The organism is Flaviramulus basaltis (assembly GCF_900114265.1).
Lineage (GTDB): Bacteria > Bacteroidota > Bacteroidia > Flavobacteriales > Flavobacteriaceae > Flaviramulus > Flaviramulus basaltis.
On sequence record NZ_FPKV01000002.1, the window covers coordinates 1137024 to 1163800 of the forward strand.

The window sequence follows — 26777 nt, forward strand, 5'->3', positions numbered from 1 at the left end:
TTCTTTTATAGTTTAAATTTTAAGGATTTATCTATGGAAACTTTAAATTAAAGACGTAATAAGATTATAATTGTGTCATAATATTTATTAATGTTAACAGAGCTCATATAAACAAAAAAAATCCCAAGCTTAAGGCTCAGGATTTTTTATAATCTAAATATCTTTTATTTATTTAATCTTCAGGATGCATAAAACGTTGTTTTGCTAAAAGCTCTTCTTCCGTTTCAACGTGGTCGTCATCTGGAACACAACAATCTACAGGGCAAACCGCAGCACACTGTGGCTCATCATGAAAACCTTTACACTCAGTACATTTATCTGGTACTATATAGTAAATCTCATCACTAACAGGTTCTTGAGCTTCGTCTGCATCAACTTCATTTCCATTAGTTAATACAACTTTTCCGTCTAAACTTGTTCCATCTTTGTACCTCCAATCGTCAGCACCTTCATATATTGCAGTATTTGGGCACTCAGGTTCGCAAGCACCACAATTAATACATTCGTCTGTTATTATAATTGCCATAGTAATTTTTATTTTTAAATTTCAAGAACTCACAAGAGTTTCCTTAAATTTGCAGTTGCAAAAATAAAGCCAAAACCATTCATAACCAAATTAGAATGCAATTACAACAAAGAATTAACGCTTTTGTAAAATTAGGAGAATTTTTAGAGCAATTTTCTAATGAAGTTATACAAAAGAAAGATAATATTGAACACATCAATCTATTCTTTGATGGTTTTCAACATCAAATAAAACTTGCCGAAGAACACAATGGTTGGTTTACAAAAGAAAATATAAGGTTTGCTTTAGCATCATGGACAAAAGCATTAACTACAGATAATCTAAACAAATGGTTAGAACCTTACACGGTTAAAGTTAGCAACCCAAAACAAGTTGCTATTATTATGGCAGGAAATATTCCTTTAGTAGGTTTTCATGACTTTCTTTCAGTGTTAATTAGTGGTCATCATGTTATTATAAAACAATCCTCAAACGATAAACACCTACTTCCCTACTTATCTAAATATTTAGAATTTATTGAACCAGAATTTAAAGGAACAATAATATTTACAGAAAATAAATTAGAAAATTTTGATGCTGTTATTGCCACAGGAAGTAACAACACAGCACGTTACTTTGAATATTATTTTAAAGGGAAACCATCAATTATTAGAAATAACAGAAACTCGGTTGGAGTTTTAACTGGTAAGGAAACTACAGAAGATTTAAAAAACTTATCCGAAGATATTTTTAGATATTACGGATTAGGGTGCAGAAATGTATCTAAACTCTTTGTGCCAAAAGGCTATAAATTTGACACGTTTTTTGAAGCCATGTATCACTGGCATCCCATTATTGATAAAGCTAAATATGCTAATAATTACGATTACAACAAAGCAGTGTATTTAATGAGCGAATTTGATATGCTTGAAAATGGCTTTTTTATGATAAAAGAAGACGAAAGCTATGCATCTCCTATTGCCACTTTATTTTATGAATATTATGAAGACGCAAATCAATTGAAAGAGAAATTGGAATCTAAAAAAGAGCAAATTCAATGTATTGTTTCAAGTGGATTTACAGAAAATGAAATCGCTTTTGGAGACACACAAAAACCTAATCTTTGGGATTATGCGGATAGTGTCGATTCTATTGAATTTTTATTAGCAATTTGACCAAAAAATTATTGAATTTTTAACATGAAATACCCAATTAATTAGCAACTTTGCAACTTAATTTTTACCATATAAAATGAAAAAACACAACTTTAGTGCAGGACCAAGCATTTTACCTCAAAGCGTCTTACTAAAAGCATCAGAGGCAGTAATGGACTTAGATAACAGCGGTTTATCATTAATAGAAATATCCCACAGGAGTAAAGCTTTTGTAGATATTATGGAAAATGCCAGGTCATTAGCTTTAGAATTACTAGGTTTAGAAGGCAAAGGTTATAAAGCATTATTTTTACAAGGTGGTGCAAGCACACAGTTTTTAATGGTAGCTTTAAATCTTTTAGAAAAAAGAGCCGGTTATATAAACTCTGGAACTTGGGCAGATAAAGCTATTAAAGAAGCTAAAATATATGATGATATTTATGAATTAGGATCATCTAAAGAAGCAAATTATAATTACATTCCTAAAGGGTACGATATTCCTGAGGATTACGATTATTTTCATTGTACTTCAAATAACACCATTTTTGGTACACAAATGAAAGAATTCCCAAACTCACCAATACCGATGGTTTGTGATATGAGTAGCGATATTTTTTCTAGAACACTAGATTTTTCAAAATTCGACTTAATATATGCAGGTGCTCAAAAAAATATGGGTCCAGCAGGAACAACTTTAGTCATTGTTAAAGAAGATATTTTAGGAAAAGTATCTCGTAAAATCCCATCAATGATGGATTACAAAAAACACATTGGTAGTGGTAGTATGTTCAACACACCTCCAGTATTCCCTGTATACACATCTATGTTAACATTAGAATGGTTAAAAGGGCTTGGTGGTATTGCTGCCATTGAAAAAGAAAATGAAAAGAAAGCGCGTTTAATGTATTCTGAAATTGATTTAAACCCATTATTTAAAGGATTTGCGGTAAAAGAAGATCGTTCTAACATGAATGCAACGTTTACTTTAGAAAACGAAAACTTAAAAGATACTTTTGAGACTATGCTTAAAGAAGCTGGTGTTGAGGGTTTAAATGGTCACCGAAGTGTTGGTGGTTACAGAGCTTCAATGTATAACGCTTTACCTTTAGATAGTGTAAAAGTTGTTGTAGAAATAATGAGCGAATTAGAAAGTAAAGCTTAAAAATTAATCGTCATACTGAATGAAGTAAAAAAATCTCTTTAATAGATTTTCACGTTATACTTCCTCCCAATGACAAAAAAAACAAAAATGAAAGTATTAGCAAACGATGGAGTTTCACAAAGCGGAATTGATGCACTAGAAAAAGGCGGATATGAAGTAATAACAACTACAGTAGCACAAGAGCAATTAATAAACTACATCAACGAAAAAGATATCGCTGTTTTATTAGTGAGAAGTGCAACAACAGTTCGTAAAGATTTAATTGATGCTTGTCCAGGATTAAAAATTATTGGTCGTGGTGGTGTTGGTATGGATAATATTGATGTAGAATATGCACGTGAAAAAGGACTTAGTGTCATTAATACGCCAGCAGCTTCCTCACATTCTGTTGCAGAATTAGTGTTTGGACATTTATATGGATTAGCACGTTTTTTACATAACTCTAACAGAGATATGCCTCTTGAAGGTGATACTAATTTTGGTAAATTAAAAAAGGCTTATGCTAAAGGTACAGAACTAAAAGGAAAAACTTTAGGTGTTTTAGGTTTTGGCCGTATTGGTCAAGCTACTGCTAAAGTTGCACTAGGAGCTGGAATGAAAGTAATTGCTTTTGATCCATTTTTAGAAAAAGCTAATTTAGAATTAGACTTTTTTGATGGACAAACTTTAAACTTTGAAATTAAAACCATTTCTAAGGAAGATGTTTTAAAACAATCAGATTTTATCACATTACACGTTCCTGCACAAAAAGACTATGTAATTGACGAAGCAGAATTCAATATCATGAAAGATGGTGTTATTATAGCCAACGCAGCTCGTGGTGGTGTACTTAATGAAGTAGCACTTGTTAAGGCTTTAGAAAGTGGAAAAGTAGCGAGAGCAGCTTTAGATGTTTTTGAAAAAGAACCTAAACCAGAAATGCAGTTATTAATGAATCCAGCACTATCATTAACACCTCATACAGGTGCTGCAACAAACGAAGCACAAGATAGAATTGGTACAGAATTAGCCTCTCAAATTATTAGTATCCTTGGGTAGTTAAAAGTAAAATGTGACCATTACGTTATAATTGAGTCCTAACTATAAATGTTAGGGCTTTTTTTGTACATTGAACATCCTAATTTTATTAACTTTAAAAAATTAAAATATACTATTATGTCTGGAATTTTAGATTTATTAAACAGTGACCTTGGAAAAACCATTATTAGTGGCGTTGCTGGTCAAACCAATCAGCCACAAAACAAAACACAAGATGTTTTAACAATGGCATTGCCTGTATTAATGGCAGCAATGAAACGAAATGCATCAACTCCACAAGGAGCTGAAGGCTTATTAGGTGCGCTAAGTAGTAAACATGATGGAAGTATTCTTGATAACTTAGGTGGTTTATTTGGTGGTGGTGTAGATTCTAATGTTCTTGACGATGGTAGCAAAATATTAGGTCATGTTTTAGGTGGTAAACAACAACGTGTTGAAAGTACTTTAGGAGCAAAAGCTGGAATGGATGCTGGTTCTGTGGCACAAATATTAAAAGTAGCTGCACCAATTTTAATGGGTGTTTTAGGTAGTCAAGCTAAAAAACAAAATGTTAGTAGTTCTAGTGGTATTGAAGGCCTACTTGGTGGTTTACTAGGTGGAAATTCACCACAACAAGAACAAAGCTTTTTAGAATCTATTTTAGATGCAGATGGTGATGGAAGTATTATTGATGATGTTGCTGGTATGGTATTAGGTGGCAGTAAAAAGAAAGGTGGCCTTGGTGGTTTACTAGGTGGGCTTTTTGGTAGAAAATAATTCCATTTTACAAATAATAATCAAAAATGAGTTAAACTTAACGTTTAGCTCTTTTTTTTGTTAAAACCTCTTAAAAACAAGCATTTAAGTAATGATTTTTGTAATTTTAATATTATAGTGTTTAACTAAACGAAAACAATAGTTAACTCATTCTTAATTGAAAAACATGCTATTATATAATACATTTGGTAAATAAAACTTATTAAAAGCTATGCAAAAACTTATATACATATTATTAATTGGTTTAATTATTTTTAATTGCAATTCAACCAAACCTATTACATCAAAAACTGATGAACAATTAGAAAGTCTTAAGCAAAATGACACTGTTTCTATTGCAAATGATGAACTAGAATACCAGATTATTATAATAGAGCCAGGTTTTAATTTTTGGCTAGCTAGCACTGCAAAACCTGAAGGTTACTATTCACAATCTTTTTTAGAAAACAGAAATTACCAGTATGTTATTGAATGGAATCAGCGAGTAATTCAGCCGCAAATATACAATCCAAACCTGTATGAATTAAGAATCGATTATCAACCAGGTATAGATTATGGTTATGAAGTCAATTATAAACTTTACAACTATTTCATTTACTTTCAACTAAAATACAAACAAAGGTTAGGTCCATATACACCTAGAATTTAAATTAGTTTTAGTTATTTTTGCAACAAATAGAAATTTTGGACAAATTAAAAAAACGCTGGGGTATTGATAGTAATTGGCAAATTTTCGCCATTTTATTAGTATTCGCTATAACAGGCTCAACAGCATCATACATAGGTAAACCTATTTTAAAATTATTAAGTATTACTACCGACAGTTTTGGAACTTATGGATATTGGTTAGTGCGCATTGTTTTACTTTTTATAATGTATCAATTCATGTTAGTTTTTTTTGGTTGGTTATTTGGACAACACAAGTTTTTTTGGAACTTTGAAAAAAAAATGATTCGTAGAGTAGGCTTAAAACGTTTTGTAGATTAATGAATCAAATTAAGGAACATATCGTTTTTAAGCTAATTACTTTTTCTTTAGCATTAATGTTATTAGTTCCTACTGCAATAAAATTTGCGCATATTTTTACACATCATAATCACAAAGTTTGTGTTGGTGGTCAATCAACACATATTCATAAAGTAGATTTAGATTGTGATTTTCATAAATTTCAACTCAATCAAAATTTCACACTTAGTAATTCATTCTTAAAGTTATTTTCACCTCAAGAAAAATCATTGGAAATTGTTTCTCAATACACTTTCTTAAGCAAATATCAACGCCTACATTTTTCACTTCGGGGTCCTCCTTCTCTAATTTAATATTATCAAAATATGCTGAAATAACTTCAGCTTAAATCATTTTCCCGTTTTCGAGAAAATGATCATTTTAAACGAAAACTCAACACAGAATATTGAGGAATTCATTAATATTAAATTAAACATATTTATATGAAATTATTTTTAAACACATTGCTATTATTAGCAATCACAAACATATATAGTCAAAATACAATTCATGGTACTGTAACAGATGCCAACACTAATGAGAAATTAGAATTTGTAAACATATACTTTCCCGAACTTGAAAAAGGTACAATTACCGATGAAAACGGTAAGTTTAATATCGAAAATTTATCTCCTGGAAATTACAACATTCTATTTTCTATGATGGGCTACAAAACACAATCCTTTCCAATAACAGTTCCATCAACTAACGAAATCAAAATTGAGTTAATGCCTTCAGCAATAGAAATGGAGAGCATTATTGTTTCCACTCCGTTTCATAAACTGCAAAGTGAAAATGTTATGAAAGTTGAACAAAGATCTATAAAAGATTTAAAAGCAAATGGTGCTGTAACATTAGCAGACGGCATTACAAACATTGCTGGAGTTGAAAGTGTGACAACTGGCTTAAGCATTGGTAAACCGGTAATTAGAGGGTTGAGTTCTAATAGGGTTTTGGTTTACACACAAGGTGTTCGATTAGAAAATCAGCAATTTGGAGACGAGCATGGTTTAGGGGTTAACGATGCAGGAATTGAAAGTGTTGAAGTTATAAAAGGTCCTGCCTCTTTACTTTATGGTAGCGATGCATTAGGTGGTGTTTTGTATTTAAATCCAGAACGCTTTGCTAATAACAATATCTCTTCCGGAGATTTTAGTGGAAATTATTACAGCAACACTCAAGGCTATAGTACTAACGCAGGTTATAAATCGTCTGAAAATAATTTTAAATTTTTATTTAGAGGAAGTTTAGCAGAACATGCCGATTATAAAACTGAAGATTACAGAGTAACTAATACACGCTTTAGAGAGCAAGATTTTAAAGCCGGTCTAGGGTATCAAAACAATGTCTTTAAAACTGAATTTCGCTATAATGTAAACAATTCAAAATTAGGAATTCCAGAAGAAATAGGCGAACAATCAACAAACAAAACGCCTTTATTACCTTATCAGAATATTACAAACCATGTGTTTAGCTCAAAATCAACATTGTTTTTTGGTGATTCTAAATTAGATGTCAACTTAGGCTTTATCTATAATGACAGAAAAGAGTTTGAAGAACATCATCATGAAGAAAATGAAGATGAGGAAGAAGATGAAGTTCTAGAAGCGGCTCTTCATATGAAGCTTAAAACAGCTAATTATGATGTTAAATATAACTTAGCAAAATTAGGTAAATTTGAAACTATTGTAGGCGTTCAAGGTATGAATCAAGTGAATTCCAATTATGGTGAAGAACAACTAATCCCAGATGCTACAACTAATGATGTTGGAGTTTTAGCAATGACTCACATACATTTTGAAAAAGCCGATGTACAACTTGGAGCGCGTTTTGACAATAGGAATATTGATGTATCAAATAGTATTAATAAAACATTTAACAGCTTTAATGGAGCATTTGGTATTAAAACAAACTTAGTTAATAACATCACTGCTCGAGTAAATCTAGCAACAGGGTTTAGAGCACCAAACTTATCTGAATTAACATCAGATGGAACTCATGAAGGCACAAATAGATACGAGATAGGAAATAACGATTTGAAAAGTGAACAAAATTTTCAAACAGATCTTGCTTTAGAATTTAAAAATGAACATGTGGAATTATTTGCTAATGGATTTTATAATAAAATAAATAATTACATATTCATATCACCTAACGGTGAATTCATTGACGAGAATCCTGTGTTTATATATTTACAAGATGATGCGAATTTGTATGGTGGTGAATTTGGTTTCCATTTACACCCGCACCCTTTAGATTGGTTACATATTGAATCCAGCTTTGAAATGGTTACAGGAAAGCAAGCCAACGATGTTTTTTTACCATTAATTCCAGCTAATAGCCTAACCAATATTATCCGTTTAGAATTTGAAAAGCCTTGGATTAAAAGCGGGTATGCTTTTATAAAATTGCGCACAACATTTAAGCAAACCAACATTAGTGCTTTTGAAACTAATACAGATGGTTACACCCTATTAAGTGCAGGTTTAGGGGGTAGCTTTACATTATTTAAAAATGAATTAAGCGTTACAGTTTCAGGGAGCAACCTAACAAACAAAACTTATATTAACCATTTATCACGTTTAAAACCTGATGGTATTTTTAATATGGGGAGAAATATTAATTTAGGATTTACATACAGCTTGTAACTATCAAATAAAAAAGCCAGCAAACATAATAGTTGCTGGCTTTTATTTTAACTTATCTTTTTGATTTTGTGAAAATTTTCAACTAATTTCGTTTAACATCAGAAATCTATCTAGAATAATTAGGAGATTCTTTAGTAATCGTTACGTCATGCGGATGGCTTTCATTTATTCCACTTGCAGTAATTTTTACAAACTGTCCGGTTTCTTTTAAAGTTTCAATATCCTTTGCTCCACAGTAACCCATACCTGCACGCAAACCACCTATAAACTGGTGAATACTTTCATATAAATCACCTTTGTATGGTACACGACCTACAATACCTTCTGGTACTAGTTTTTTAATATCATCTTCAACATCTTGAAAGTAACGGTCTTTACTTCCTTCTTTCATAGCTTCAACAGAACCCATACCTCTATAAGACTTAAACTTTCGTCCTTCATAAATAATGGTTTCACCTGGAGATTCTTTAGTTCCAGCTAAAAGCGATCCTAACATTACAGTATCTGCGCCCGCTGCAATAGCCTTTGGTATATCGCCTGTGTAACGAATACCTCCATCTGCTATAACTGGAACACCACTACCTTTAATAGCAGCAGCTACTTCTAAAACGGCGGAAAATTGAGGAAAACCTACTCCTGCAACTACTCGAGTTGTACATATAGATCCTGGTCCAATACCAACTTTCACAGCATCAGCTCCTGCTTCTACTAAATATTTTGCAGCTGCTCCTGTTGCTATATTTCCAACAATAACTTCCAATTTTGGAAACTTTGCTTTTATTTCTTTTAAAACACCTACCACACCTTTTGTATGGCCATGTGCAGTATCAATAACCACAGCATCAACACCTGCATTCACTAAAGCTTCTGCTCTTTCAACAGCATCTCCTGTTACTCCAATTGCTGCAGCAACACGTAAACGCCCGTATTCGTCTTTATTAGCCATTGGTTTTTGACTAAGTTTGGTAATATCTCTAAAAGTAATTAAACCTGACAACTTATAGTTATCATCAACAATTAATAACTTTTCAATTTTATGTTGTTGAAGTATTTTTTCAGCATCTTGTAAAGAAGTTCCAACTGCAGCAGTTACTAAGTTTTCACTTGTCATAACTTCAATAATTGGTCTTTTATTTTCATGCTCAAAACGCAAATCACGATTGGTTACAATACCTTTTAAAGTACCTTCTTCATCTACAATAGGAATTCCGCCAATACCATGTTCTGCCATAGCCTGTTTAGCATGTTTAACCTTTGCCGTTATTGGTAGGGTGACAGGATCTATAATCATACCACTTTCTGCACGTTTTACACGTCGTACTTTAAGTGCTTGCGCCTCAATAGACATGTTTTTATGCAATACACCAATACCTCCTTCTTGTGCCATAGCAATAGCCATTTTACTTTCAGTAACCGTATCCATAGCAGCCGAAATTATAGGCACATTTATGGTAATGTTTCTAGTAAATTTTGTTTGAATATTAACTTCTCGCGGAAGTACTTCTGAAAAGGCTGGAACTAGTAGTACGTCGTCGTAAGTAAGACCTTCTCCTACTATTTTATTTTGATGTGCGATCATGATGCAATTACAGTTATAATTGCGTGCAAATATACAACTTATTTAGGATATTATGCTATTATGGTAAAGCGTTTTCGCAATAAGGCTTTAGCTTGTTAATTGCATATTGATAACGGGATTCTGCATTAGAAAGATCACCATTAAAGCGAATACTTTTGGGAACTAATAAACCATATAAAAATTCCCCTCTAGCTATGGATTCTAATGTTTTAAAACTTTTAGCATCCATTTTTTTATAAACACTATCTATCCAAATATATTGTTCTTTTTTCAAAATTGATTTATCCCATTCTAATGCTTTTTCTTCTTTTAGAATAAATTTCGAATTGTAAAGTTTATTTAATTCAGCAAAAGCATTATTAAAAACTGTTTCGCTACCTTCTCTCGCATAAGTTTTTATCTTTCTTTTAGAAAATATTGAATAAGGAAAGACTTCCATCAGATGCATTTTTTTTGATATAAAATAAGCCATATTTATCCAAAGGATCTCATGTCCTTTATTACTTATTTCGCTATAAAGCCATTTATAAAAATCTCTTCTTTGTATAATACTTGTATACTCTTTTGGTAAATTATTTTTTAGGTTAAATATGTTGGCCTCTTTCCAAACTAAAGTATTTTCATTTCTATCGCGTTTTAACCAATCTGAAGGTGACAGATTTTCTTTTTGAGTTATTTTTTGATATGCTTTCAAGCTTTCCCACTCTTTAGCATAAAGTGTGTTATTTAACATGAAAAGGAAGAGAAAAACAATCCATCGTATCATGAGATAAAAATACATGAAATTAATGGTAATGATTAAATATTTTAGATGCTTCATTGTAAGCACTCTCAAAACTCAAAGCATTTAAAGAATTTGTTTTTTTTGAAGTAAAGTATGATAATAATTTTTCGGTTGGCATATTACCTGTTAATTCGTCTTTAGCCATTGGGCAACCACCAAAACCTTGAATGGCACCATCAAAACGGTTACATCCTGCTTTATATGCTGCATCAATTTTTTCAAACCAAGAACTTGGTGTTGTATGCAAATGAGCACCAAACTCAATATTAGGATATAAAGGGATTAAGTTTGAGAACAAATAATCAATACTTTCTGGGTTTGATGTTCCAACAGTATCACTTAACGACAAAATTTTGACCCCCATTTTAGCTAGTTTCTCTGTCCAATCTCCTACTATATCAACATTCCAAGGATCTCCATATGGATTACCAAAACCCATTGAAATATAAACTACAACTTCTTTATTTGATATATGAGCAATGTCTAAAATCTCAGAAAGTGTTTCAACAGATTGCACTATAGTTTTATGTGTATTACGCATTTGAAAATTCTCGGAAATTGAAAACGGATAACCTAAATAATCAATTTCTTTATACTTGCTCGCATCTTGCGCTCCTCTAGTATTGGCAATAATTGCTAAAAGCTTACTAGTAGTTTTACTTAAATCAAGTTGAGATAATACCTCTGCAGTATCAACCATTTGCGGAATTGCTTTGGGTGATACAAAGCTACCAAAATCAATAGTATCATAACCTACACGCAAAAGCGATTGAATATATTGCACTTTTTGTGAAGTTGGGATAAATTGCTTTATTCCTTGCATGGCATCTCGTGGGCATTCAATAATTTTTACTTGACTTGACATGTTTATAAAATAGGACGATAAAAATACTATTAATTTTATTAAGCAATAATTATAAAAACAAGTTTTAACAACCTATTCTAGCAAGTTTCATTTAATCTAATCTATTTAACTAAGTTAAAAAAAGGTGCCTAATTAGTAAAATTATTTGGTATTTATGATGATAATGACAATACTAGAACTCAAAAATTAATAATTCGTTAATCTAAAAAACTTGTATTTTAGATACTAAACGATTATTTATCAGCATTCAACGGTTTTTTTCTTTGTAAACTTTATTAACATATACATTTGATTAAATGTTTTGTCCCAAATGAGGCTTTTAAGTTTAAAATTTAAATTATTACTTTTCTCGGTATTTTTATCGCACAGTTCTCATCTTTTATCTCAAAATGAATTAGAGCCAAGTTGTGCAACAACTACTTCAAAAGAATTTATTGATTATTATAATAGTATTAAAGATCAAATAAATGGGTTTGATAAAGATTTTTCACAAAAGAAATCTAGCAAAACAAAAGGATCAAAAAATACTTTAAATTATATCCCTATAAAAGCTCACATAGTTAGGCTTTCTAACGGTTCTAGTGGCCTTAATGAAGCTAATCTTAATGATGCCATTGCTAACTTAAATGATATTTATTCAAGTGCATTCATGAACTTCTATCTTTATGAAGAGATAAACTTTATAGATAATGACCAACTATGCCATTTTAAAAAAGGAAATGAAAAAAGCTTGATAGAAGCAAACTATGTTCCAAATGCAATAAATATATATTTTATAGATTATATTGAAAATCTGTCAGGAGATAGTGTTTGTGGTTATACCGAAGAAAAAAACAATGTTATAGTTATGAAAAGTAGTTGTTCAATAAACGATTCTTCATTAGCTCATGAAATGGGACATTTTTTCTCTTTAATACATACTCATGGTGCTAGCAACACAAAACAAACAACTGAATTTGTTGATGGCAGCAATTGTGATACAGATGGTGATGGTATTTGTGATACGCCTGCAGACCCTACTTTATCCTATGATAATGTTGATAGTTCATGTAACTATAAAGGAAATGAAACAGATGCTCATGGCGATGTTTTTAATCCAGATACTGATAACATCATGTCTTACTCAAGAAAATCTTGTAGAAGTCATTTTTCAGAAGAACAATTTTCTAGAATGTATAGTTATTACAAATTTATAGCAGATAGATTTGCAAATGATTATTCAGATATAGACGTTCAAATTGATAAATTATCAGATGCAAAAATCTATCCTAATCCTGTTTCAAACGGCAAAATTTTCATAAAAACAGCTTTAATTGAAAGTGCAATACATTTTCAAGTAACAAACTTTCAAGGTCAAATGCTTTCTAAAGGCATCATTTCAAACGGAGAAATAGATGTTAACCATTTAGCCTCTGGAAGCTACTTGTTAATGTTAGAAAATGATGATTCTAAAGTCATCAAAAAGTTTATAAAATAACTACTTTTTAAGTAAAGCTTTATTGATTTTTTTAATAAGACTAGGACCTTCATAAATAAAACCCGTATAAATCTGAACTAAATCTGCCCCAGCTTCAATTTTTTCTAAAGCATCTTTAGCTGAGTGAATTCCGCCAACTCCAATTATTGGAAATGACTTATTACTTTTATCAGATAAGTATTTTATAACTTGAGTACTTTTTTCTTTTATTGGCTGCCCACTTAAACCACCATTACCAATACTTTCTAGTAAATCATCTGTGGCTTTCAAACCGCTTCTATCTGTAGATGTATTACTTGCTATAACACCATCAAGGTTTGTATCCTTAACAAGTTCAACAATCTCATCTAATTGGTTGTTGTTTAAATCTGGAGCTATTTTTAAAAGAATTGGTTTTTGCTTTTCAAATTTAATATTGGCTTTTTGTACCGCACCAATTAATTCTTCTAAATAATCTTTATCATTTAGTTTGGCATGACTTCCTACATTTGGGCAACTTACATTGAGCACAAAATAATCAACATATGGATGTAGTGCATTAAAACACTCTAAATAATCTTTGGTATAATCTTCTGGTTTAGTGTTTGTATTTTTTCCAATATTTCCACCAATAATAAGTTTTCCTTTATTTTTTTTAAGCTGCGTGATTGCTGCTTCTAAACCTTCGTTATTAAAACCCATTCGGTTAATAATACCTTGATCTTCTTTTAATCTAAATAACCGTTTCTTAGGATTTCCTGCTTGTCCTTTTGGCGTTACGGTTCCTATTTCAATAAAACCAAAACCAAAATTTGCTAACTCATTATACAACACGGCGTTTTTATCGAAACCAGCGGCTAAACCTACAGGATTTTTAAATGTTAACCCAAATAGTTTTCGTTCTAATCTTTCATCTTCAACAACATACAAACTTCTAAATAAAGCTGAAAATCCAGGAATTTTAGACGTTGTTTTTATTAATGAAAATGTAAAATGATGAATCTTTTCGGGGTCGAATGAAAAAAATAAAGGGCGAAGTAATAATTTGTACATCAGTATTATTTATGCAAAAATAAGTCTAAATAAAAAATTGTACAATTCAAATGATAAAAATTTCAATAATCGTAACTTTAGCCTTTAAAAAGCACTTGAACATCTCACTTATACTTTAAATATATTTATCAAAATATGATCTCAAAAGAACACATTATAAAACGCTTTGTAAGTTATGTAACTATTGATACGGAATCTGACCCAACTTCAAACACAACACCTAGCACAAAAAAACAATGGGATTTAGCTAATAAATTAGCTGATGAATTAAAATCCATTGGTATGCAAGATGTTACTATTGATGAGAACGCATATATTATGGCGACTTTACCAAGTAATGTGAAACATAAAGTTCCTGTTATTGGCTTTATTTCTCATTTTGATACGTCTCCAGATTTTACAGGATCCAATGTAAAACCGCAAATAATTGAAAAGTATAATGGAAAAGATATTGTTTTAAACAAAGCTGAAAACATTATTTTATCTCCAGATTATTTTGATGATTTACTTCAATACAAAGGTCAAACTCTAATTACAACTGATGGCACTACACTTTTAGGTGCAGATGATAAAGCCGGTATTTGCGAAATTGTTTCGGCTATGGAATATTTAATTAATAATCCAGAAATTGAACATGGTAAAATTCGTGTTGGCTTTACACCCGACGAGGAAATTGGTAGAGGTGCCCATAAATTTGATGTTAAAAAATTTGGCGCAGATTGGGCGTACACAATGGATGGTAGTCAAATAGGTGAATTAGAATACGAGAATTTTAATGCTGCTGGTGCTGTAGTAAAAGTAAAAGGAAAAATTGTTCATCCAGGTTATGCTAAAGGAAAAATGATAAACTCTATGTACATTGCTCAAGAGTTTATAAATTCTTTACCTAGAATGGAAACTCCCGAACATACTGATGGCTATCAAGGCTTTTTCCATTTACACGATATACATGGTAATGTTGAAGAAACCACCCTTCAATACATTATTAGAGATCATGACAAAAAGCATTTTGAGGCTAGAAAAGAAGTTATGGTAAAACTTACCAATGAACTTAATTCGCAATATGGAAAAGAAGTTATAGTTACAGAAATAAAAGACCAATACTATAACATGAAGGAAAAAGTAGAACCAGTAATGCATATTGTAGACATTGCCGAAGAAGCTATGAAACAACTAAATATCGAACCACTTATTAAGGCCATTCGTGGTGGAACAGATGGTTCTCAATTAAGCTATATGGGATTACCTTGTCCTAATATTTTTGCTGGCGGGCATAATTTTCATGGACGTTACGAATATGTGCCTGTAGAGAGTATGATTAAAGCTACTGAAGTGATTTGTAAGATTGCAGAGTTAACTGCAAAAAAGAAATAGTCATCTTTTTTGTGGCTTTATTTCTTGTAAAATTTCAATTACATAAATAAGTAGAAGTAACTTTAGTTCCACAAATTATATTTTTAGCGTTTATGAACAAAATTGATATTAGAACAGTAAATGTTATTCAATATGTACATCCTTTGCGGGAAGGCGGCTCACTCCCAGCTATAGTTAAGGCTGATGATGGATTTTTATATGTACTAAAATTTAGAGGAGCTGGCCAAGGTAAAAAAGCATTAATAGCAGAGTTTATTGGTGGTGAAATTGCAAGAGCAATTAATTTAAAAGTTCCAGAACTCGTTTTTATGAATCTGGATGATTCATTTAGTAAGATAGAGCCAGATGAAGAAATTCAAGACTTACTAAAATTTAGTGTTGGTTTAAATCTAGGTTTGCATTTTTTATCTGGAGCAATCACTTTTGATCCTTTGGTAAGCAATGTAGATGCTATGACTGCTTCAAAAGTAGTACTATTAGATAGTATTATTAGTAATATTGATAGAACTGCTAAAAACACAAATTTATTACACTGGAATAATGAACTTTGGGTTATAGATAATGGCGCAAGTTTTTATTTTCATCATGACTGGAAAAATTGGGAAAATCATCTTACCAGAACTTTCCCTCTTATTAAAGACCATGTGCTTTTACAAAAAGCTACTAATTTAAACAAAGCTTCAAATGAAATCCAAGACTTAATTAATCAAGATAAAATCATAGAAATTGTTTCTAACATACCAGAAGACTGGTTACAAAGCGAATCTGACACTATGACTACTAACGAAATGAAAGAAGCATATATTCAGTTTATAAACACCCGATTTTCTAAGATTGATTTATTAGTTAAAGAAGCCGAAAATGCAAGATAGACAGACATTTGAATATGCAATAATTAGAATTGTTCCAAAAGTAGAACGAGAAGAATTCTTTAATGTTGGAGTCATTCTTTTTTCTAAACGAAAAAAATTTTTAGATATAAAATATCATATAAATCTAGATAAACTGAAAGCATTTTCATGTGAAATTGAGTTAGATGTTCTTAATGATTATTTAAATGCTTGGAAATTAATTTGCGATGGAGAAGCTTCTGGAGGAAGAATAGGAAAATTAGAATTATCCGATAGATTTCGATGGCTTACAGCTTGCAGAAGCACTATTATTCAAAGCTCTAAAACGCATCCTGGATTAAGCCATGATCCAGAAAAAACACTAGAAGATATTTTTAAAAAGTATGTTTTATAAATGAACTTCAAGTAAAAAGCAGGAATATCTACAAAGCCAATAGAAACCCAGTAATAAAACATTTGTTATTTTAGTTTAAACAATGTTAACTCTAGTTTTGTTGACTTACAATTTTCATTCGGGAAATATCGGCATGTAAAACAAAAACTATTTTATAAGAGACTATTCAAACCAACTTTAAAATAAACTCATGAAAAAACCAAATTCAGTTGAAGAATATATTGAAGATAATGAACATTTTGCTAAAGAATTAACTCTTTTACGTAACATTTTAAACTCCACTGAAGTAGAAGAAAACATAAAATGGAATGCTCCTGTTTATAGTGTTGATGGCAAAAATGTAATAGGCTTAGGCGCTTTTAAAAACCATTTTGGCATTTGGTTTTTTAATGGCGTATTTTTAAAAGACAAACATAATTTACTTCTTAATGCTCAAGAAAATAAGACCAAGGCTTTAAGGCAAATGCGTTTTGAATCTTTTGACCAAATTGATAAAAATATTGTTTTAGCTTATATAAAAGAAGTCATAGAAAATCAAAAATTAGGGAAGGAAATTAAGCCATCCAAAACCACAAAAAAGGATATTATAATTCCGGTAGAACTACAAAACGAATTGAATTCTAATTCTGTTTTATTAGATGCCTTTAAACTTTTAACCCTTAGCAAACAACGCGAATACTGCGAGTATATTGATACAGCTAAACGAGATGCCACAAAACAAACTAGACTGGAAAAAATTAAACCAATGATTTTAAAAAACATTGGTTTAAACGATAAATACAAGAATTGCTAATTGTAATTTTTAGCTAAAGTGATACTTTGGTACCCGTTGCCTTTCCATCAATAATATCAATAATAGTATTGTCTTTTTTACCATTTGCAATATATGTTGGAATATTATTTGCAGCAGCTTGTTGCGCATAATCTAACTTAGATCCCATACCACCTCTACCTTCTTCTTCAGCTTTATTATTATCTTTTATGTATTTATTTAAGTTTTCCTCTGGTTTTACATTTTTTATAAGATTACTGTTTTCAGCATCTGGATGTCCTGAATAAAGTCCATCAATATCTGTTAAAATTATAAGCTTATCTGCATTCATTAATTGAGCAATTAAACTTGCAAGTTCATCATTATCTGAAAACATAGACATGGTTACAGACACAGCATCATCTTCATTTGCAATAGGAATAACTCCTTCTGCCAATAAACCTTCACAACAATTAACCATATTTTCTCTATGTACACCAGGACTAAAATCTCTTTTTGTAGGTAATACCTGGGCGCATTTCATTCCAAAATCATGAAAAATATTGTAATATAATCGCATCATTCTTGGTTGACCTATAGCAGAATATACTTGACGCCTTTGTGTTTTATTCTTAATTTTTGACTTTCCTAAAACTTCTTTTCCTGCTATTACAGAACCCGAAGACACCAATATTGTAATAATATCTCTTTCATAAAGTTCGGCTATTTGCTTGACTAAACGTCTTAAAACAGGCCTTACAATTCTATTATCTTTATTAGTCATTACGTTGGTACCAACTTTAATAACTATTCTTTCTTTATACATTTTAATGTTCTTTACCGAGTTCGACTGCGCGATTAAAAGCCGCAAAAGCCGCTTCTTTTATTAATTCACTTATATTATTATCATCCATTGAATCTAATGCTGCACGAGTAGTACCACCTTTTGAAGCTACTTTTTCCATCCAAGAATTTGGTGATAAATTAGATTGATTAAAAAGCTCAACAGCTCCTGAAAAAGTCTGACTTACCAAAACAGTAGATTCATTTTTAGAAAACCCCATTTGCAATGCCGCTTCCATCATACTTTGCATAAAATAGAATACATAAGCTGGTCCACTTCCTGATATTCCAGTTGATGCATCAATTAATTGTTCATTACTAACTTGTATGGATTTACCTGTTGTATCTAATAAGCTTTCAACAGTTAATGTTTCAATTCTAGATACCTCGGGTGAAATAACATATGAGGTTAAACCTTTACCTATTTGAGCTGGTAAATTTGGCATTGCTCTAACTATTTTTTCTAATCCTGTAATTTCTTTTATTGATGCTATAGTAACACCAGCCATAATCGAAATAATTATTTGCTGCGGTTTTACTAATGGTTTTATGGCTTTAAATAAAGCTTCTGCATGATAAGGTTTCACTGCAATAAAAATAATATCTGCCTCAGGAACACAATCGTCTAACTTTTCAAAGGCATCAAAATGATCCATTTGATTAAGTTCTTCAAGTTTAACTTCAGATTTATCTAAAACCATAATATTCTTCTTTTTAAGAAGTCTTGATTTAGACATACCTTCGGCATATGTAAGTCCCATATTACCTGCTCCAATTACTAGTACTTTCATGTGTTTTGTTTGTTGGTTTTTTTATTTTAATAATCTACTAGATAAATAACATACAATCCTTAGTGTCTTTCACCTCTCCATAATATGTTTCACGATATTTATGCATGGTTTTAATGGGTAACCCTAATAAGTATTTTTTTATATAAGTTACTTTTGTGGTTAATTCTCCCATTTTTACAGAATGACGTTTTTCGTATATTGTTTTTCTTCTTACGTGTATAATTTTCATTTATTTGTTTTTCTAATTTAATTTTCAAGATTGCTTATCTAGTCAATCTCATTTCTATATTTCTCGCTTTGAAACCCTCTTTTTCAAATAACTTGATTGCAGGATTATCTGTATTTATATGTATTGCAATATCTCCTCTACAATATTTTTTGGTGTGTTTTATTAATTCGTTACCAATACCCTTACCTCTTTCTGCTTCTTTAACCGCTATATAAACCAATATGTTTTCGGGTATATATTCATTCATTCCCGTTCTATTCACAACTATAGCACCTAATATTTCACTTTTTTCTTCTTTAACAAACACATAACCTCCTAAGCCAGAAATCTCTTTTGCCGCATATAAAATTGATTTTTTTATAGCGCTTTTACTATCTCTAAATTTACCTGAGTATTCAAATAAAAAATTAGTTATACGATTTATATCATTAATTGATAATCTTGAAAAAGCATCGAAAGTTCTTATGCTCATTAAATTAAGTTATTACAAATCACATCTAATAAAAGTAAATGTGATACAATGTGTTAAAAAATAAAATAGAGTATTAACTAAATGCTAAAAAAGCAAATAGTTAGTTAAAACGTGTTTGAAAGATAGGATTGTAAAAAACCTTTATTAAAAGGTAGGAGGAATGAATTTAGCAGACTGATTTCTAAAAACTAGAAAATTAAAATTGAAGATTCTGTTATTCTGCTTTTCATGTATTCCTTTTCCCATGGTGCAAACTTACAAAAATGGAATGCCAATATCAAGTAAGCTTTGTTAAGATAAATACAAAATGGAATCCTAAACAAAAAAAGCTCCCAAACGGGAGCTTTTTAAAATCAATATAAATTGATTATTTATTTTACAGGTGCGTTAAGTTTTGAGCTTATTTCCATAGATATTGCAGAACGTTCAAACTTTAATTTCCCAGACATAGTTTCTATTATACAACTATTATCCTTGTCATTTAAATCTGCTATTTTACCATGCAAACCACTTTTAGTAACTACTTTATCACCTCGTTTTAATTCTGCGGCAAATTTCTTTTCTTTTTTTGCCTTTTTCATTTGTGGTGCAATCATAAAAAAATACACAACTACAAACATTAAAACAAACGGTAATAAACTACCTATTCCTCCTTCTCCCATTATTTTTATATTTAGCTCTTAGCTTGTATTGTTGGTTTAACTGCATTAGGGTCTGGTTTAACAAACGCTGTAATTTTAACCATTTCTGATCCTTTTTCAGTATTAGCTGTAACTGTTATTGTTTTCGATACTTTGTTAGTACCACTTCCATTAAACTTAACAGTAAATTGTCCTTCTGCACCAGGTGCTAATGGCTCTCTGCTCCAATCTTGAGGCACAGTACAACCGCAAGAACTTTTAATATCTGTAATTACTAATGGAGCATCTCCTGTGTTTTTGTATTTAAAACTAGTTTCAACTGGAGTCTTAGCTTCAATTTCTCCAAAATCGTGTTCTTTTTTATCAAACTCAATAACAGGGAATTTTGATGCACTTGCATCTCTAACAGCTGCAGCAGCTACATTACTCTCTTCAATTTTATTAGCGGCATTTTCTTTACATGATGTAAAGGCTATTAAGCATAATGTGCTTAATCCTAATATTACTTTTTTCATGATTGTTATTTTAATTTTTATTTGATTTGTAAAAATAGTAATTATTTAAACGTATTAAAATTTTTAAGTCCTTCTTAACAGAAATTAAAGCAAACCACGTCCTATTTTTTTCAATTCCCCTGAAGCTTCATATTCTTTTACCAATTTATCTAAAATACCATTAATAAATATGCTACTTTTTGGTGTTGAATATTCTTTTGATATTTCTAAATACTCATTAATAGTTACTTTTACAGGAATTGACGGAAAATTTCTTACCTCACAAATAGCCATTTGCAATAAAACATAATCAACATTGGCAATTCTGTCTGTATCCCAATTTTGAGTTTTAAGCTCAATTTCTTTATTTATTGAAGTTCTATTTAAAAGTGTTTTTCTAAACAAATTAATAGCAAACTCTTTGTCCTCAATATCTTTATATAATTTTGGGGTAAAATGATTTTCTGCTGAAGTTATTTTTACTTTTCTTAAAAGTTTTAAAATTGTAGTATTTACTGTTGGAAGATCATCAAGCCAAGTTAGATTTTTATCTTCAATATATTCGTAAAGCTTATCATTTGGCGCTATAATATCTTTATAAACATCAACAATAAAATCTTTGTCTTCTTTAAAATCTGAAGTTCTAGTTTTCATATATTCTTCATATAAATCACTAGCAACTACTGCTTTAAAAACAACGTCTACATATTCTTGATCTAACTTCCAATTATTAACTTTATGCATTTCTAAGTGGTCCTTAAGCCCAATATTCTCAGCTAAAAGCTTTAATAGTTGATTATTAACAAACTTTCTGTTTGGATCTTTATCTTCCTTTGTTGCAAGATGTTTTTTTTGCTTTTTTTGTAAATCGTCTTCAGCTCTTTTTTGAACTTCAATTAATAACGAGACTAATAAAAGGTACAAGTTGTACATATTATCTATACTAAACAGTAAAAACTTTTGGTCTTTACTAAAATCATCACTTTCACTACCTTTAAAAGCATACATGGTTTGCATTACTTTTACGCGTATATGTCTTCTGTTTAGCATAATTACAAAGAACTTTAATTAAAGAATGAGATTTATTTTGGTTTTCTCGGTGCAAAAATAACACTATATTTAAAAAAACGCACTTAATTTTTCAAATAATTATCATCATGTATTTTAAGCTATCTTTAACAATTGCACCTCTACTCTAACCAAATTAATTATCATTAATAACTTATATTTGCTCTTCTATCTTTAGAATAATAAATGAAAGAATTACAACACTTAAATAAGTACTTTTTAAAATACAAAACACACATTTTATTAGGCATAATAATTACTATTATTGCTAGGTTGTTTTTACTTTTTACGCCTCGATACGTAAAGAAAATATTTTTAGTTATTGAAAACTATTTTGAAGGAACTATATCCAAAGATGTTTTTAAAACCGAATTATTTGAAGCTATTCTATACATTGTTGGAGCAGCGCTTGTTGGTGCTATTCTTACTTTTTTTATGAGACAAACTATTATAAACGTTTCTCGTTACATAGAATTTGATTTAAAAAATGAAGTTTACGACCAATACCAAAAACTTTCTTTAAATTTTTATAAGAAAAATAGAACCGGCGATTTAATGAACCGCATTACTGAAGATGTATCTAGAGTACGTATGTATGCAGGTCCCGCAATTATGTATAGCATTAATACAATTACACTTATAATTATGGTTATAATATATATGTATAATGCTTCGCCAAAGCTAACACTATATACTATTATACCATTACCAATTTTATCGGTTATTATATATAAATTAAGTAAGGAAATTCATAACAGGAGTACTATTGTACAACAATATTTATCTAAGCTTTCTACGTTTACACAAGAATCCTTTAGTGGTATTTCGGTCATAAAAGCCTATGGTATTGAGCCACAAACATCAATAAATTTTAAAACACTTGCGTCAGAAAGTAAAGAGAAACAAATAGATTTAGCAAAAATACAAGCTTGGTTTTTTCCAATGATGGTTTTACTTATTGGTACGAGTAATTTATTTGTTATTTACATTGGCGGCATGCAATATATTAATGGTGAAATAGATAGTATAGGAACCATTGCAGAATTTCTTATGTATGTAAATATGCTAACATGGCCAGTTGCAACAGTAGGTTGGGTTACCTCTATTGTGCAGCAAGCAGAAGCTTCACAAAAACGAATAAATGAGTTTTTAAAAATTGAACCAGAAATAAAAAACGCTGTTAACACACATACTAAAATAACTGGAAACATAGATTTTAATAATGTTCATTTCACTTACGATGACACTAATATTCAAGCCCTTAAAGGGATTAGTTTTAAGATTAAAGAAGGTGAAACATTAGCGATTTTAGGAAAAACAGGTTCTGGAAAGTCTACTATTCTTGATTTAATTGGAAGATTATATGATATTGATGAAGGCTCAATTACTATTAATAATACTGAGATTAATAAACTTAATTTGAATGAATTAAGAGATAGTATTGGCTATGTGCCGCAAGATGCCTTTTTGTTTTCTGATACAATTAAAACCAATATTAGATTTGGAAAACAAGATGCTACCGATGAAGATGTTATTGAAGCTGCAAAAAATGCTCAAGTACATAAAAATATAGCAAAATTCAAAAATGGTTATGACACTATTTTAGGAGAAAGAGGTATTACACTTTCTGGAGGCCAAAAACAACGCGTTTCTATTGCTAGAGCCATTATTAAATTACCTAAAATTTTGTTGTTTGATGATTGCCTATCTGCAGTAGATACTGAAACTGAAGAAAAAATATTAAGAAATCTCAAAAAAATATCAAAAGGAAAAACATCAATTATTGTTAGTCATAGAGTTTCATCAGCTAAAAATGCAGATAAAATAATTGTTTTAGATAACGGTAAAATTGTTCAAGAAGGTACTCATAGTAGCCTTATAAATATAGATGGCTACTACAAACATCTATATTTAAAACAGCTTAGTGAAACCGAATCTAAATAAAATTTAAATCATTAAATTATAGCCTGATAGAACGCATTTTACTCAATTTAATGCAATAAAAATCAATATTTTAAAAAGAAACTTCATGATTTATTGGTTTGTATCGGTTTTTTTTTAGATTTTTGATTCTACAACATAAATGATAACCAAACAAATTTCAATTCAAATATGAATAATGATATGATGGAGAAAGAGGAAATTTTTTCAAAAGTATTAAGAGCAGGAAGACGTACATACTTTTTTGATGTTAGAGCAACAAAGGCAGACGATTATTATCTTACTATTACAGAAAGTAAAAAATTCACAAACGATGATGGTTCATTCCATTACAAAAAGCACAAAATTTATATTTATAAAGAAGATTTTTCTGAATTTAAAGATATTCTATCTGAAATGACAGATTACATTATTAATGAGAAAGGGGATGAAGTTATTAGTGAGCGCCATCAAAAAGACTTTAAAAAGGAATATGATGATGATACATCTAAAGTTACTGAACCAGAACTAAAAACACCAGAAAGCTTTACTGACATAGATTTTGATGATATATAATTCATTTCAATAATACTTATATAAATCCGTTGCATTAAAGTGTAACGGATTTTTTTATGCTTTAACTGTAATTAAAGCTAAACATAAAACTAAAAATACATACGCTAAACTCATTGGCCAATCTAAGTTAAAACCTAGTGCTAATGCTATAATTAAGATCCAAATAGGAACTAAAGTAATAGCCATAACAAACCTAAATGTAGATACAAATTCTATTTCTTTAATTTTTGGTTGCACCATAAATTTCCAAACTAAATAAGGTGCAATTAATAATATAATTAATAAAGATTTAAAAAATGGCTTGAAAGCACTAAATGTATTAGATTTTACTGATGGGTAATTTTTAAAATTTCCAGCAATAGTTTTATTTACACTTGTAGGGTTTAAAAAATCAACATTTAAACTATTAAGTTTATGGAGAGTTTCATCATAACCTTCAGATGGAATATGTGTTGTGAGTTTAGAAATTTCTAATTGAATTCTCTCCCTTAAAACTATTGCCGCTTCATTTTTGTTTTCTAACACAAAATCTTTAGCATTCAATGGTTTTCCAAAGTATAAAGATGCGCTATCAGGAAATTTTTCTGCATTAATAAAATTTAAGCCTACAGGAATTAACTGTAAATCTATATTAGGATATTTCTCAAAAGTTTCAAAAATTATTCGTGTAAACCCCTTACTTAAAGACCTTACATTTCGTTTTAGATTGTGATTTCCCTCTGGAAAAATTACAACAGCTTCCTTTTTATTAAATAAATCTGCACAGGTATTAAAAATTGCGGTATTATTTGATAAATTATTCCATCCATCTCTAATACGATATACAGGTAGCATTTGTAAACTATTAAGCAATTTACTAACAAAACCACTTTTAAATACACCTGCTCTTGTTAAAAAATATGAAAACCGTTGGCTATATACAGCTATTAAAAGAGCATCTAATAAGGCATTTTGATGATTTGCTAAATACAAAACAGGTTTGTTTTTAGGAATCGACTTTACATTATGAATGGTTATCCTTCTGAAGTAGAAAAACAACCCAAGTTTTATATAACTTCTAACACTATATAACCAAATCTTTTTCAAGCTACTTTTTGCTTTAAGGATTTTCTAGACCAATAAAAAGCCAAAGTTAACCCAGATAAAATATGCCAAACACCCCAGAAAGCTGCTAAAATTGCCATTCCTCCTAGTCCATTAAAAAATGTAAATATCAATAACAAACCTAATCCAGAGTTTTGGATTCCTGTTTCAATAGCTAGCGTTTTTTGATTTACAAATGATAACCTAAATAATTTTGCAACCATAAAACCTAAAAGAATTGCCAATAAATTGTGTAAAACACCTATAAGTAAAACATAATGTATAAAATTATTAAAAACATGAATATTTTTTGAAAAGGCTATAACTACAATTAGCGCAAATATTGTTATTGAAAATGGTTTTAAAATTTTCACCATCTTATTAGCAAATGCCTCATTCTTGTACCTTAAAAACATCCCTAAAACCAAAGGAATACCCAAAATTAAAAGCACAAGTTTTATTAATTCTATAGGATTTAATTCTACATCTTTCAATATACTAGCGGTTGGCTCATACAAACTTCCATAAAATTGAAAATTAAGAGGCGTCATAAAAATTGCAATAAGTGTTGCAAAAGCAGTTAAACTTACTGATAAAGCTGTATTGCCTTTTGCTAAATGTGTCATAAAATTAGAGATATTTCCACCAGGGCAAGCCGCAACCATAATCATACCTAAGGCAATACTTGGTTGTGGTTTAATAAGTATAATTAAGACAAACGTTAATAATGGTAATAATACAAACTGAGATAATATTCCAACAAAAAGTATTTTAGGGGTTTTAATTAGTTGTTTAAAATCATCAATTTTTATTCCCAATGCAACCCCAAACATAACAACTGCAAGTGCTATATTTAAAATCCATAATCCAGCGCTATCAAAATTAATTTTTACTTGATCTAACTCTAGCATATTTTAAGCGACTAGGCTTCCGTTTTTAACCTTGTTCTCTGGATTTAACAAAATTACATCTTTACCATTAACAGCTCCTAAAACCAAACATTCACTCATGAATTTAGCAATTTGTTTTTTAGGAAAATTTATAACTGCAACAATTTGTCTTTGCAACAAATCTTCTTTTTTATAAAGTGTTGTTATTTGAGCTGAAGATTTTTTTATGCCTAAATCTCCAAAATCTATAGTTAATTGATAAGCTGGATTTCTAGCTTCAGGAAAATCGTTAACCTCAATAATAGTCCCGACTCTTAAATCTACTTTAGCAAAATCTTCAAAAGTTATTGTATTGTTCATTTTTTAAAAATACAAATTATCCCGAACTTTGAATA

Annotated in this window: 30 protein-coding genes; 15 read left to right on the forward strand and 15 right to left on the reverse strand. The window is 30.2% G+C overall.

Annotated elements, in window-relative coordinates:
- Positions 1 to 172: 172 nt before the first annotated feature.
- Positions 173 to 526: a 4Fe-4S dicluster domain-containing protein gene (locus tag BT151_RS11575; RefSeq protein WP_072402309.1), complete on the reverse strand. Its 354-nt coding sequence runs from the start codon at positions 524 to 526 to the stop codon at positions 173 to 175.
- Positions 527 to 621: 95 nt separating this feature from the next.
- Here BT151_RS11575 and BT151_RS11580 point away from each other — a divergent pair, with 95 nt between their 5' ends.
- The 8 genes from BT151_RS11580 to BT151_RS11615 all read left to right on the forward strand — a co-directional run bounded on the left by BT151_RS11580 (position 622) and on the right by BT151_RS11615 (position 8268).
- Entirely contained in the window at positions 622 to 1680 is a 1059-nt protein-coding gene (locus BT151_RS11580; protein WP_072402310.1) for an acyl-CoA reductase, read from the forward strand.
- A gap of 76 nt (positions 1681 to 1756) precedes the next feature.
- Complete coding sequence (gene serC, locus BT151_RS11585; protein ID WP_072402312.1) at positions 1757 to 2821, forward strand: 3-phosphoserine/phosphohydroxythreonine transaminase; 1065 nt, start codon at positions 1757 to 1759, stop codon at positions 2819 to 2821.
- 87 nt (positions 2822 to 2908) lie between these two features.
- Positions 2909 to 3859, forward strand: a complete 951-nt coding sequence (locus tag BT151_RS11590) for a D-2-hydroxyacid dehydrogenase (protein WP_072402649.1) — start codon at positions 2909 to 2911, stop codon at positions 3857 to 3859.
- 117 nt (positions 3860 to 3976) lie between these two features.
- A complete protein-coding gene (locus BT151_RS11595) occupies positions 3977 to 4615 on the forward strand; it encodes a DUF937 domain-containing protein (RefSeq protein ID WP_072402650.1) in 639 nt (212 codons plus the stop codon).
- Positions 4616 to 4826: 211 nt separating this feature from the next.
- Positions 4827 to 5264 (forward strand): DUF6146 family protein, encoded by a 438-nt coding sequence (locus BT151_RS11600; protein ID WP_072402314.1) that lies wholly within the window; start codon positions 4827 to 4829, stop codon positions 5262 to 5264.
- A gap of 35 nt (positions 5265 to 5299) precedes the next feature.
- Positions 5300 to 5602 (forward strand): DUF6787 family protein, encoded by a 303-nt coding sequence (locus tag BT151_RS11605; protein ID WP_072402316.1) that lies wholly within the window; start codon positions 5300 to 5302, stop codon positions 5600 to 5602.
- Entirely contained in the window at positions 5602 to 5934 is a 333-nt protein-coding gene (locus tag BT151_RS11610) for a hypothetical protein (RefSeq protein ID WP_072402318.1), read from the forward strand. The genes BT151_RS11605 and BT151_RS11610 overlap by 1 nt, the downstream gene beginning before the upstream one ends.
- 129 nt (positions 5935 to 6063) lie before the next feature.
- Entirely contained in the window at positions 6064 to 8268 is a 2205-nt protein-coding gene (locus tag BT151_RS11615; RefSeq protein WP_072402320.1) for a TonB-dependent receptor, read from the forward strand.
- 106 nt (positions 8269 to 8374) lie between these two features.
- Here BT151_RS11615 and guaB read toward each other — a convergent pair whose 3' ends face one another.
- The 3 genes from guaB to BT151_RS11630 are packed head-to-tail and all read right to left on the reverse strand — an operon-like array spanning position 8375 to position 11496.
- Positions 8375 to 9847, reverse strand: a complete 1473-nt coding sequence (guaB, locus tag BT151_RS11620) for an IMP dehydrogenase (RefSeq protein ID WP_072402322.1) — start codon at positions 9845 to 9847, stop codon at positions 8375 to 8377.
- A gap of 58 nt (positions 9848 to 9905) precedes the next feature.
- The gene (locus BT151_RS11625) at positions 9906 to 10667 is read right to left on the reverse strand and encodes an Insecticidal toxin complex protein (RefSeq protein ID WP_245794806.1); all 762 of its coding nucleotides are present in this window, start codon (positions 10665 to 10667) and stop codon (positions 9906 to 9908) included.
- On the reverse strand, positions 10633 to 11496 hold the full coding sequence (locus BT151_RS11630) for a hydroxymethylglutaryl-CoA lyase (protein ID WP_072402324.1): 864 nt from the start codon (positions 11494 to 11496) through the stop codon (positions 10633 to 10635). Before BT151_RS11630 ends, BT151_RS11625 begins: the two co-directional genes overlap by 35 nt.
- Before the next feature lie 310 nt (positions 11497 to 11806).
- On the opposite strand from BT151_RS11630, the gene BT151_RS11635 reads away from it, so the two are divergent.
- Complete coding sequence (locus BT151_RS11635) at positions 11807 to 12973, forward strand: zinc-dependent metalloprotease (RefSeq protein WP_072402325.1); 1167 nt, start codon at positions 11807 to 11809, stop codon at positions 12971 to 12973.
- Here BT151_RS11635 and BT151_RS11640 read toward each other — a convergent pair whose 3' ends face one another.
- Positions 12974 to 14005 carry a quinone-dependent dihydroorotate dehydrogenase gene (locus tag BT151_RS11640; protein ID WP_072402328.1) on the reverse strand — a complete coding sequence of 344 codons (1032 nt, stop codon included), beginning with the start codon at positions 14003 to 14005 and terminating at the stop codon, positions 12974 to 12976.
- A 135-nt stretch (positions 14006 to 14140) separates the two neighbouring features.
- Here BT151_RS11640 and pepT point away from each other — a divergent pair, with 135 nt between their 5' ends.
- The 4 genes from pepT to BT151_RS11660 all read left to right on the forward strand — a co-directional run bounded on the left by pepT (position 14141) and on the right by BT151_RS11660 (position 17417).
- Positions 14141 to 15379 (forward strand): peptidase T, encoded by a 1239-nt coding sequence (gene pepT / locus BT151_RS11645; RefSeq protein WP_072402330.1) that lies wholly within the window; start codon positions 14141 to 14143, stop codon positions 15377 to 15379.
- Positions 15380 to 15471: 92 nt separating this feature from the next.
- Positions 15472 to 16251 (forward strand): HipA family kinase, encoded by a 780-nt coding sequence (locus BT151_RS11650; protein ID WP_072402332.1) that lies wholly within the window; start codon positions 15472 to 15474, stop codon positions 16249 to 16251.
- Positions 16241 to 16624, forward strand: coding sequence for a DUF3037 domain-containing protein (locus BT151_RS11655; RefSeq protein ID WP_072402334.1), 384 nt, complete (start codon positions 16241 to 16243; stop codon positions 16622 to 16624). The genes BT151_RS11650 and BT151_RS11655 overlap by 11 nt, the downstream gene beginning before the upstream one ends.
- Before the next feature lie 190 nt (positions 16625 to 16814).
- The gene (locus BT151_RS11660) at positions 16815 to 17417 is read left to right on the forward strand and encodes a YdeI/OmpD-associated family protein (RefSeq protein ID WP_072402336.1); all 603 of its coding nucleotides are present in this window, start codon (positions 16815 to 16817) and stop codon (positions 17415 to 17417) included.
- A 13-nt stretch (positions 17418 to 17430) separates the two neighbouring features.
- On the opposite strand, the gene proB is transcribed toward BT151_RS11660, so the two are convergent.
- The 7 genes from proB to nusB form a co-directional block, all read right to left on the reverse strand.
- Positions 17431 to 18201, reverse strand: a complete 771-nt coding sequence (gene proB / locus BT151_RS11665) for a glutamate 5-kinase (protein WP_072402338.1) — start codon at positions 18199 to 18201, stop codon at positions 17431 to 17433.
- 1 nt (position 18202) lies between these two features.
- A complete protein-coding gene (gene proC, locus BT151_RS11670) occupies positions 18203 to 19009 on the reverse strand; it encodes a pyrroline-5-carboxylate reductase (protein ID WP_072402342.1) in 807 nt (268 codons plus the stop codon).
- Positions 19010 to 19046: 37 nt separating this feature from the next.
- Positions 19047 to 19238 (reverse strand): hypothetical protein, encoded by a 192-nt coding sequence (locus BT151_RS11675; RefSeq protein ID WP_072402345.1) that lies wholly within the window; start codon positions 19236 to 19238, stop codon positions 19047 to 19049.
- A 34-nt stretch (positions 19239 to 19272) separates the two neighbouring features.
- On the reverse strand, positions 19273 to 19710 hold the full coding sequence (locus tag BT151_RS11680) for a GNAT family N-acetyltransferase (RefSeq protein WP_072402347.1): 438 nt from the start codon (positions 19708 to 19710) through the stop codon (positions 19273 to 19275).
- A 371-nt stretch (positions 19711 to 20081) separates the two neighbouring features.
- Positions 20082 to 20372, reverse strand: coding sequence for a preprotein translocase subunit YajC (gene yajC, locus BT151_RS11685; RefSeq protein WP_072402349.1), 291 nt, complete (start codon positions 20370 to 20372; stop codon positions 20082 to 20084).
- Positions 20373 to 20383: 11 nt separating this feature from the next.
- Positions 20384 to 20866, reverse strand: coding sequence for a DUF1573 domain-containing protein (locus BT151_RS11690; RefSeq protein WP_072402351.1), 483 nt, complete (start codon positions 20864 to 20866; stop codon positions 20384 to 20386).
- Positions 20867 to 20950: 84 nt separating this feature from the next.
- Positions 20951 to 21895: a transcription antitermination factor NusB gene (nusB, locus tag BT151_RS11695; protein WP_245794807.1), complete on the reverse strand. Its 945-nt coding sequence runs from the start codon at positions 21893 to 21895 to the stop codon at positions 20951 to 20953.
- 204 nt (positions 21896 to 22099) lie between these two features.
- Between nusB and BT151_RS11700 the strand changes: the two genes are divergently transcribed.
- On the forward strand, positions 22100 to 23857 hold the full coding sequence (locus BT151_RS11700) for an ABC transporter ATP-binding protein (RefSeq protein ID WP_072402353.1): 1758 nt from the start codon (positions 22100 to 22102) through the stop codon (positions 23855 to 23857).
- 168 nt (positions 23858 to 24025) lie between these two features.
- Complete coding sequence (locus BT151_RS11705; RefSeq protein ID WP_072402355.1) at positions 24026 to 24409, forward strand: PUR family DNA/RNA-binding protein; 384 nt, start codon at positions 24026 to 24028, stop codon at positions 24407 to 24409.
- Positions 24410 to 24463: 54 nt separating this feature from the next.
- Here the strand turns inward: BT151_RS11705 and BT151_RS11710 are convergent, their stop codons facing one another.
- From BT151_RS11710 to BT151_RS11720, 3 genes are read right to left on the reverse strand one after another with little or no spacing between them, the layout of a single operon-like run.
- Positions 24464 to 25495, reverse strand: coding sequence for a 1-acyl-sn-glycerol-3-phosphate acyltransferase (locus tag BT151_RS11710; RefSeq protein ID WP_245794809.1), 1032 nt, complete (start codon positions 25493 to 25495; stop codon positions 24464 to 24466).
- Complete coding sequence (locus BT151_RS11715; RefSeq protein WP_072402356.1) at positions 25492 to 26403, reverse strand: bile acid:sodium symporter family protein; 912 nt, start codon at positions 26401 to 26403, stop codon at positions 25492 to 25494. The genes BT151_RS11710 and BT151_RS11715 overlap by 4 nt, the downstream gene beginning before the upstream one ends.
- A gap of 3 nt (positions 26404 to 26406) precedes the next feature.
- Entirely contained in the window at positions 26407 to 26742 is a 336-nt protein-coding gene (locus BT151_RS11720) for a tRNA-binding protein (RefSeq protein ID WP_072402358.1), read from the reverse strand.
- Positions 26743 to 26777: the final 35 nt, after the last annotated feature.

Bases quoted from the DNA above. Each gene is read 5' to 3' on its own strand.
- BT151_RS11575 (WP_072402309.1), bottom strand. From the start codon at position 526: ATGGCAATTATAATAACAGACGAATGTATTAATTGTGGTGCTTGCGAA.
- BT151_RS11580 (WP_072402310.1), top strand. From the start codon at position 622: ATGCAATTACAACAAAGAATTAACGCTTTTGTAAAATTAGGAGAATTT.
- serC (WP_072402312.1), top strand. From the start codon at position 1,757: ATGAAAAAACACAACTTTAGTGCAGGACCAAGCATTTTACCTCAAAGC.
- BT151_RS11590 (WP_072402649.1), top strand. From the start codon at position 2,909: ATGAAAGTATTAGCAAACGATGGAGTTTCACAAAGCGGAATTGATGCA.
- BT151_RS11595 (WP_072402650.1), top strand. From the start codon at position 3,977: ATGTCTGGAATTTTAGATTTATTAAACAGTGACCTTGGAAAAACCATT.
- BT151_RS11600 (WP_072402314.1), top strand. From the start codon at position 4,827: ATGCAAAAACTTATATACATATTATTAATTGGTTTAATTATTTTTAAT.
- BT151_RS11610 (WP_072402318.1), top strand. From the start codon at position 5,602: ATGAATCAAATTAAGGAACATATCGTTTTTAAGCTAATTACTTTTTCT.
- BT151_RS11615 (WP_072402320.1), top strand. From the start codon at position 6,064: ATGAAATTATTTTTAAACACATTGCTATTATTAGCAATCACAAACATA.
- guaB (WP_072402322.1), bottom strand. From the start codon at position 9,847: ATGATCGCACATCAAAATAAAATAGTAGGAGAAGGTCTTACTTACGAC.
- BT151_RS11625 (WP_245794806.1), bottom strand. From the start codon at position 10,667: ATGAAGCATCTAAAATATTTAATCATTACCATTAATTTCATGTATTTT.
- BT151_RS11630 (WP_072402324.1), bottom strand. From the start codon at position 11,496: ATGTCAAGTCAAGTAAAAATTATTGAATGCCCACGAGATGCCATGCAA.
- BT151_RS11635 (WP_072402325.1), top strand. From the start codon at position 11,807: ATGAGGCTTTTAAGTTTAAAATTTAAATTATTACTTTTCTCGGTATTT.
- BT151_RS11640 (WP_072402328.1), bottom strand. From the start codon at position 14,005: ATGTACAAATTATTACTTCGCCCTTTATTTTTTTCATTCGACCCCGAA.
- pepT (WP_072402330.1), top strand. From the start codon at position 14,141: ATGATCTCAAAAGAACACATTATAAAACGCTTTGTAAGTTATGTAACT.
- BT151_RS11650 (WP_072402332.1), top strand. From the start codon at position 15,472: ATGAACAAAATTGATATTAGAACAGTAAATGTTATTCAATATGTACAT.
- BT151_RS11655 (WP_072402334.1), top strand. From the start codon at position 16,241: ATGCAAGATAGACAGACATTTGAATATGCAATAATTAGAATTGTTCCA.
- BT151_RS11660 (WP_072402336.1), top strand. From the start codon at position 16,815: ATGAAAAAACCAAATTCAGTTGAAGAATATATTGAAGATAATGAACAT.
- proB (WP_072402338.1), bottom strand. From the start codon at position 18,201: ATGTATAAAGAAAGAATAGTTATTAAAGTTGGTACCAACGTAATGACT.
- proC (WP_072402342.1), bottom strand. From the start codon at position 19,009: ATGAAAGTACTAGTAATTGGAGCAGGTAATATGGGACTTACATATGCC.
- BT151_RS11675 (WP_072402345.1), bottom strand. From the start codon at position 19,238: ATGAAAATTATACACGTAAGAAGAAAAACAATATACGAAAAACGTCAT.
- BT151_RS11680 (WP_072402347.1), bottom strand. From the start codon at position 19,710: ATGAGCATAAGAACTTTCGATGCTTTTTCAAGATTATCAATTAATGAT.
- yajC (WP_072402349.1), bottom strand. From the start codon at position 20,372: ATGGGAGAAGGAGGAATAGGTAGTTTATTACCGTTTGTTTTAATGTTT.
- BT151_RS11690 (WP_072402351.1), bottom strand. From the start codon at position 20,866: ATGAAAAAAGTAATATTAGGATTAAGCACATTATGCTTAATAGCCTTT.
- nusB (WP_245794807.1), bottom strand. From the start codon at position 21,895: ATGCTAAACAGAAGACATATACGCGTAAAAGTAATGCAAACCATGTAT.
- BT151_RS11700 (WP_072402353.1), top strand. From the start codon at position 22,100: ATGAAAGAATTACAACACTTAAATAAGTACTTTTTAAAATACAAAACA.
- BT151_RS11705 (WP_072402355.1), top strand. From the start codon at position 24,026: ATGAATAATGATATGATGGAGAAAGAGGAAATTTTTTCAAAAGTATTA.
- BT151_RS11715 (WP_072402356.1), bottom strand. From the start codon at position 26,403: ATGCTAGAGTTAGATCAAGTAAAAATTAATTTTGATAGCGCTGGATTA.
- BT151_RS11720 (WP_072402358.1), bottom strand. From the start codon at position 26,742: ATGAACAATACAATAACTTTTGAAGATTTTGCTAAAGTAGATTTAAGA.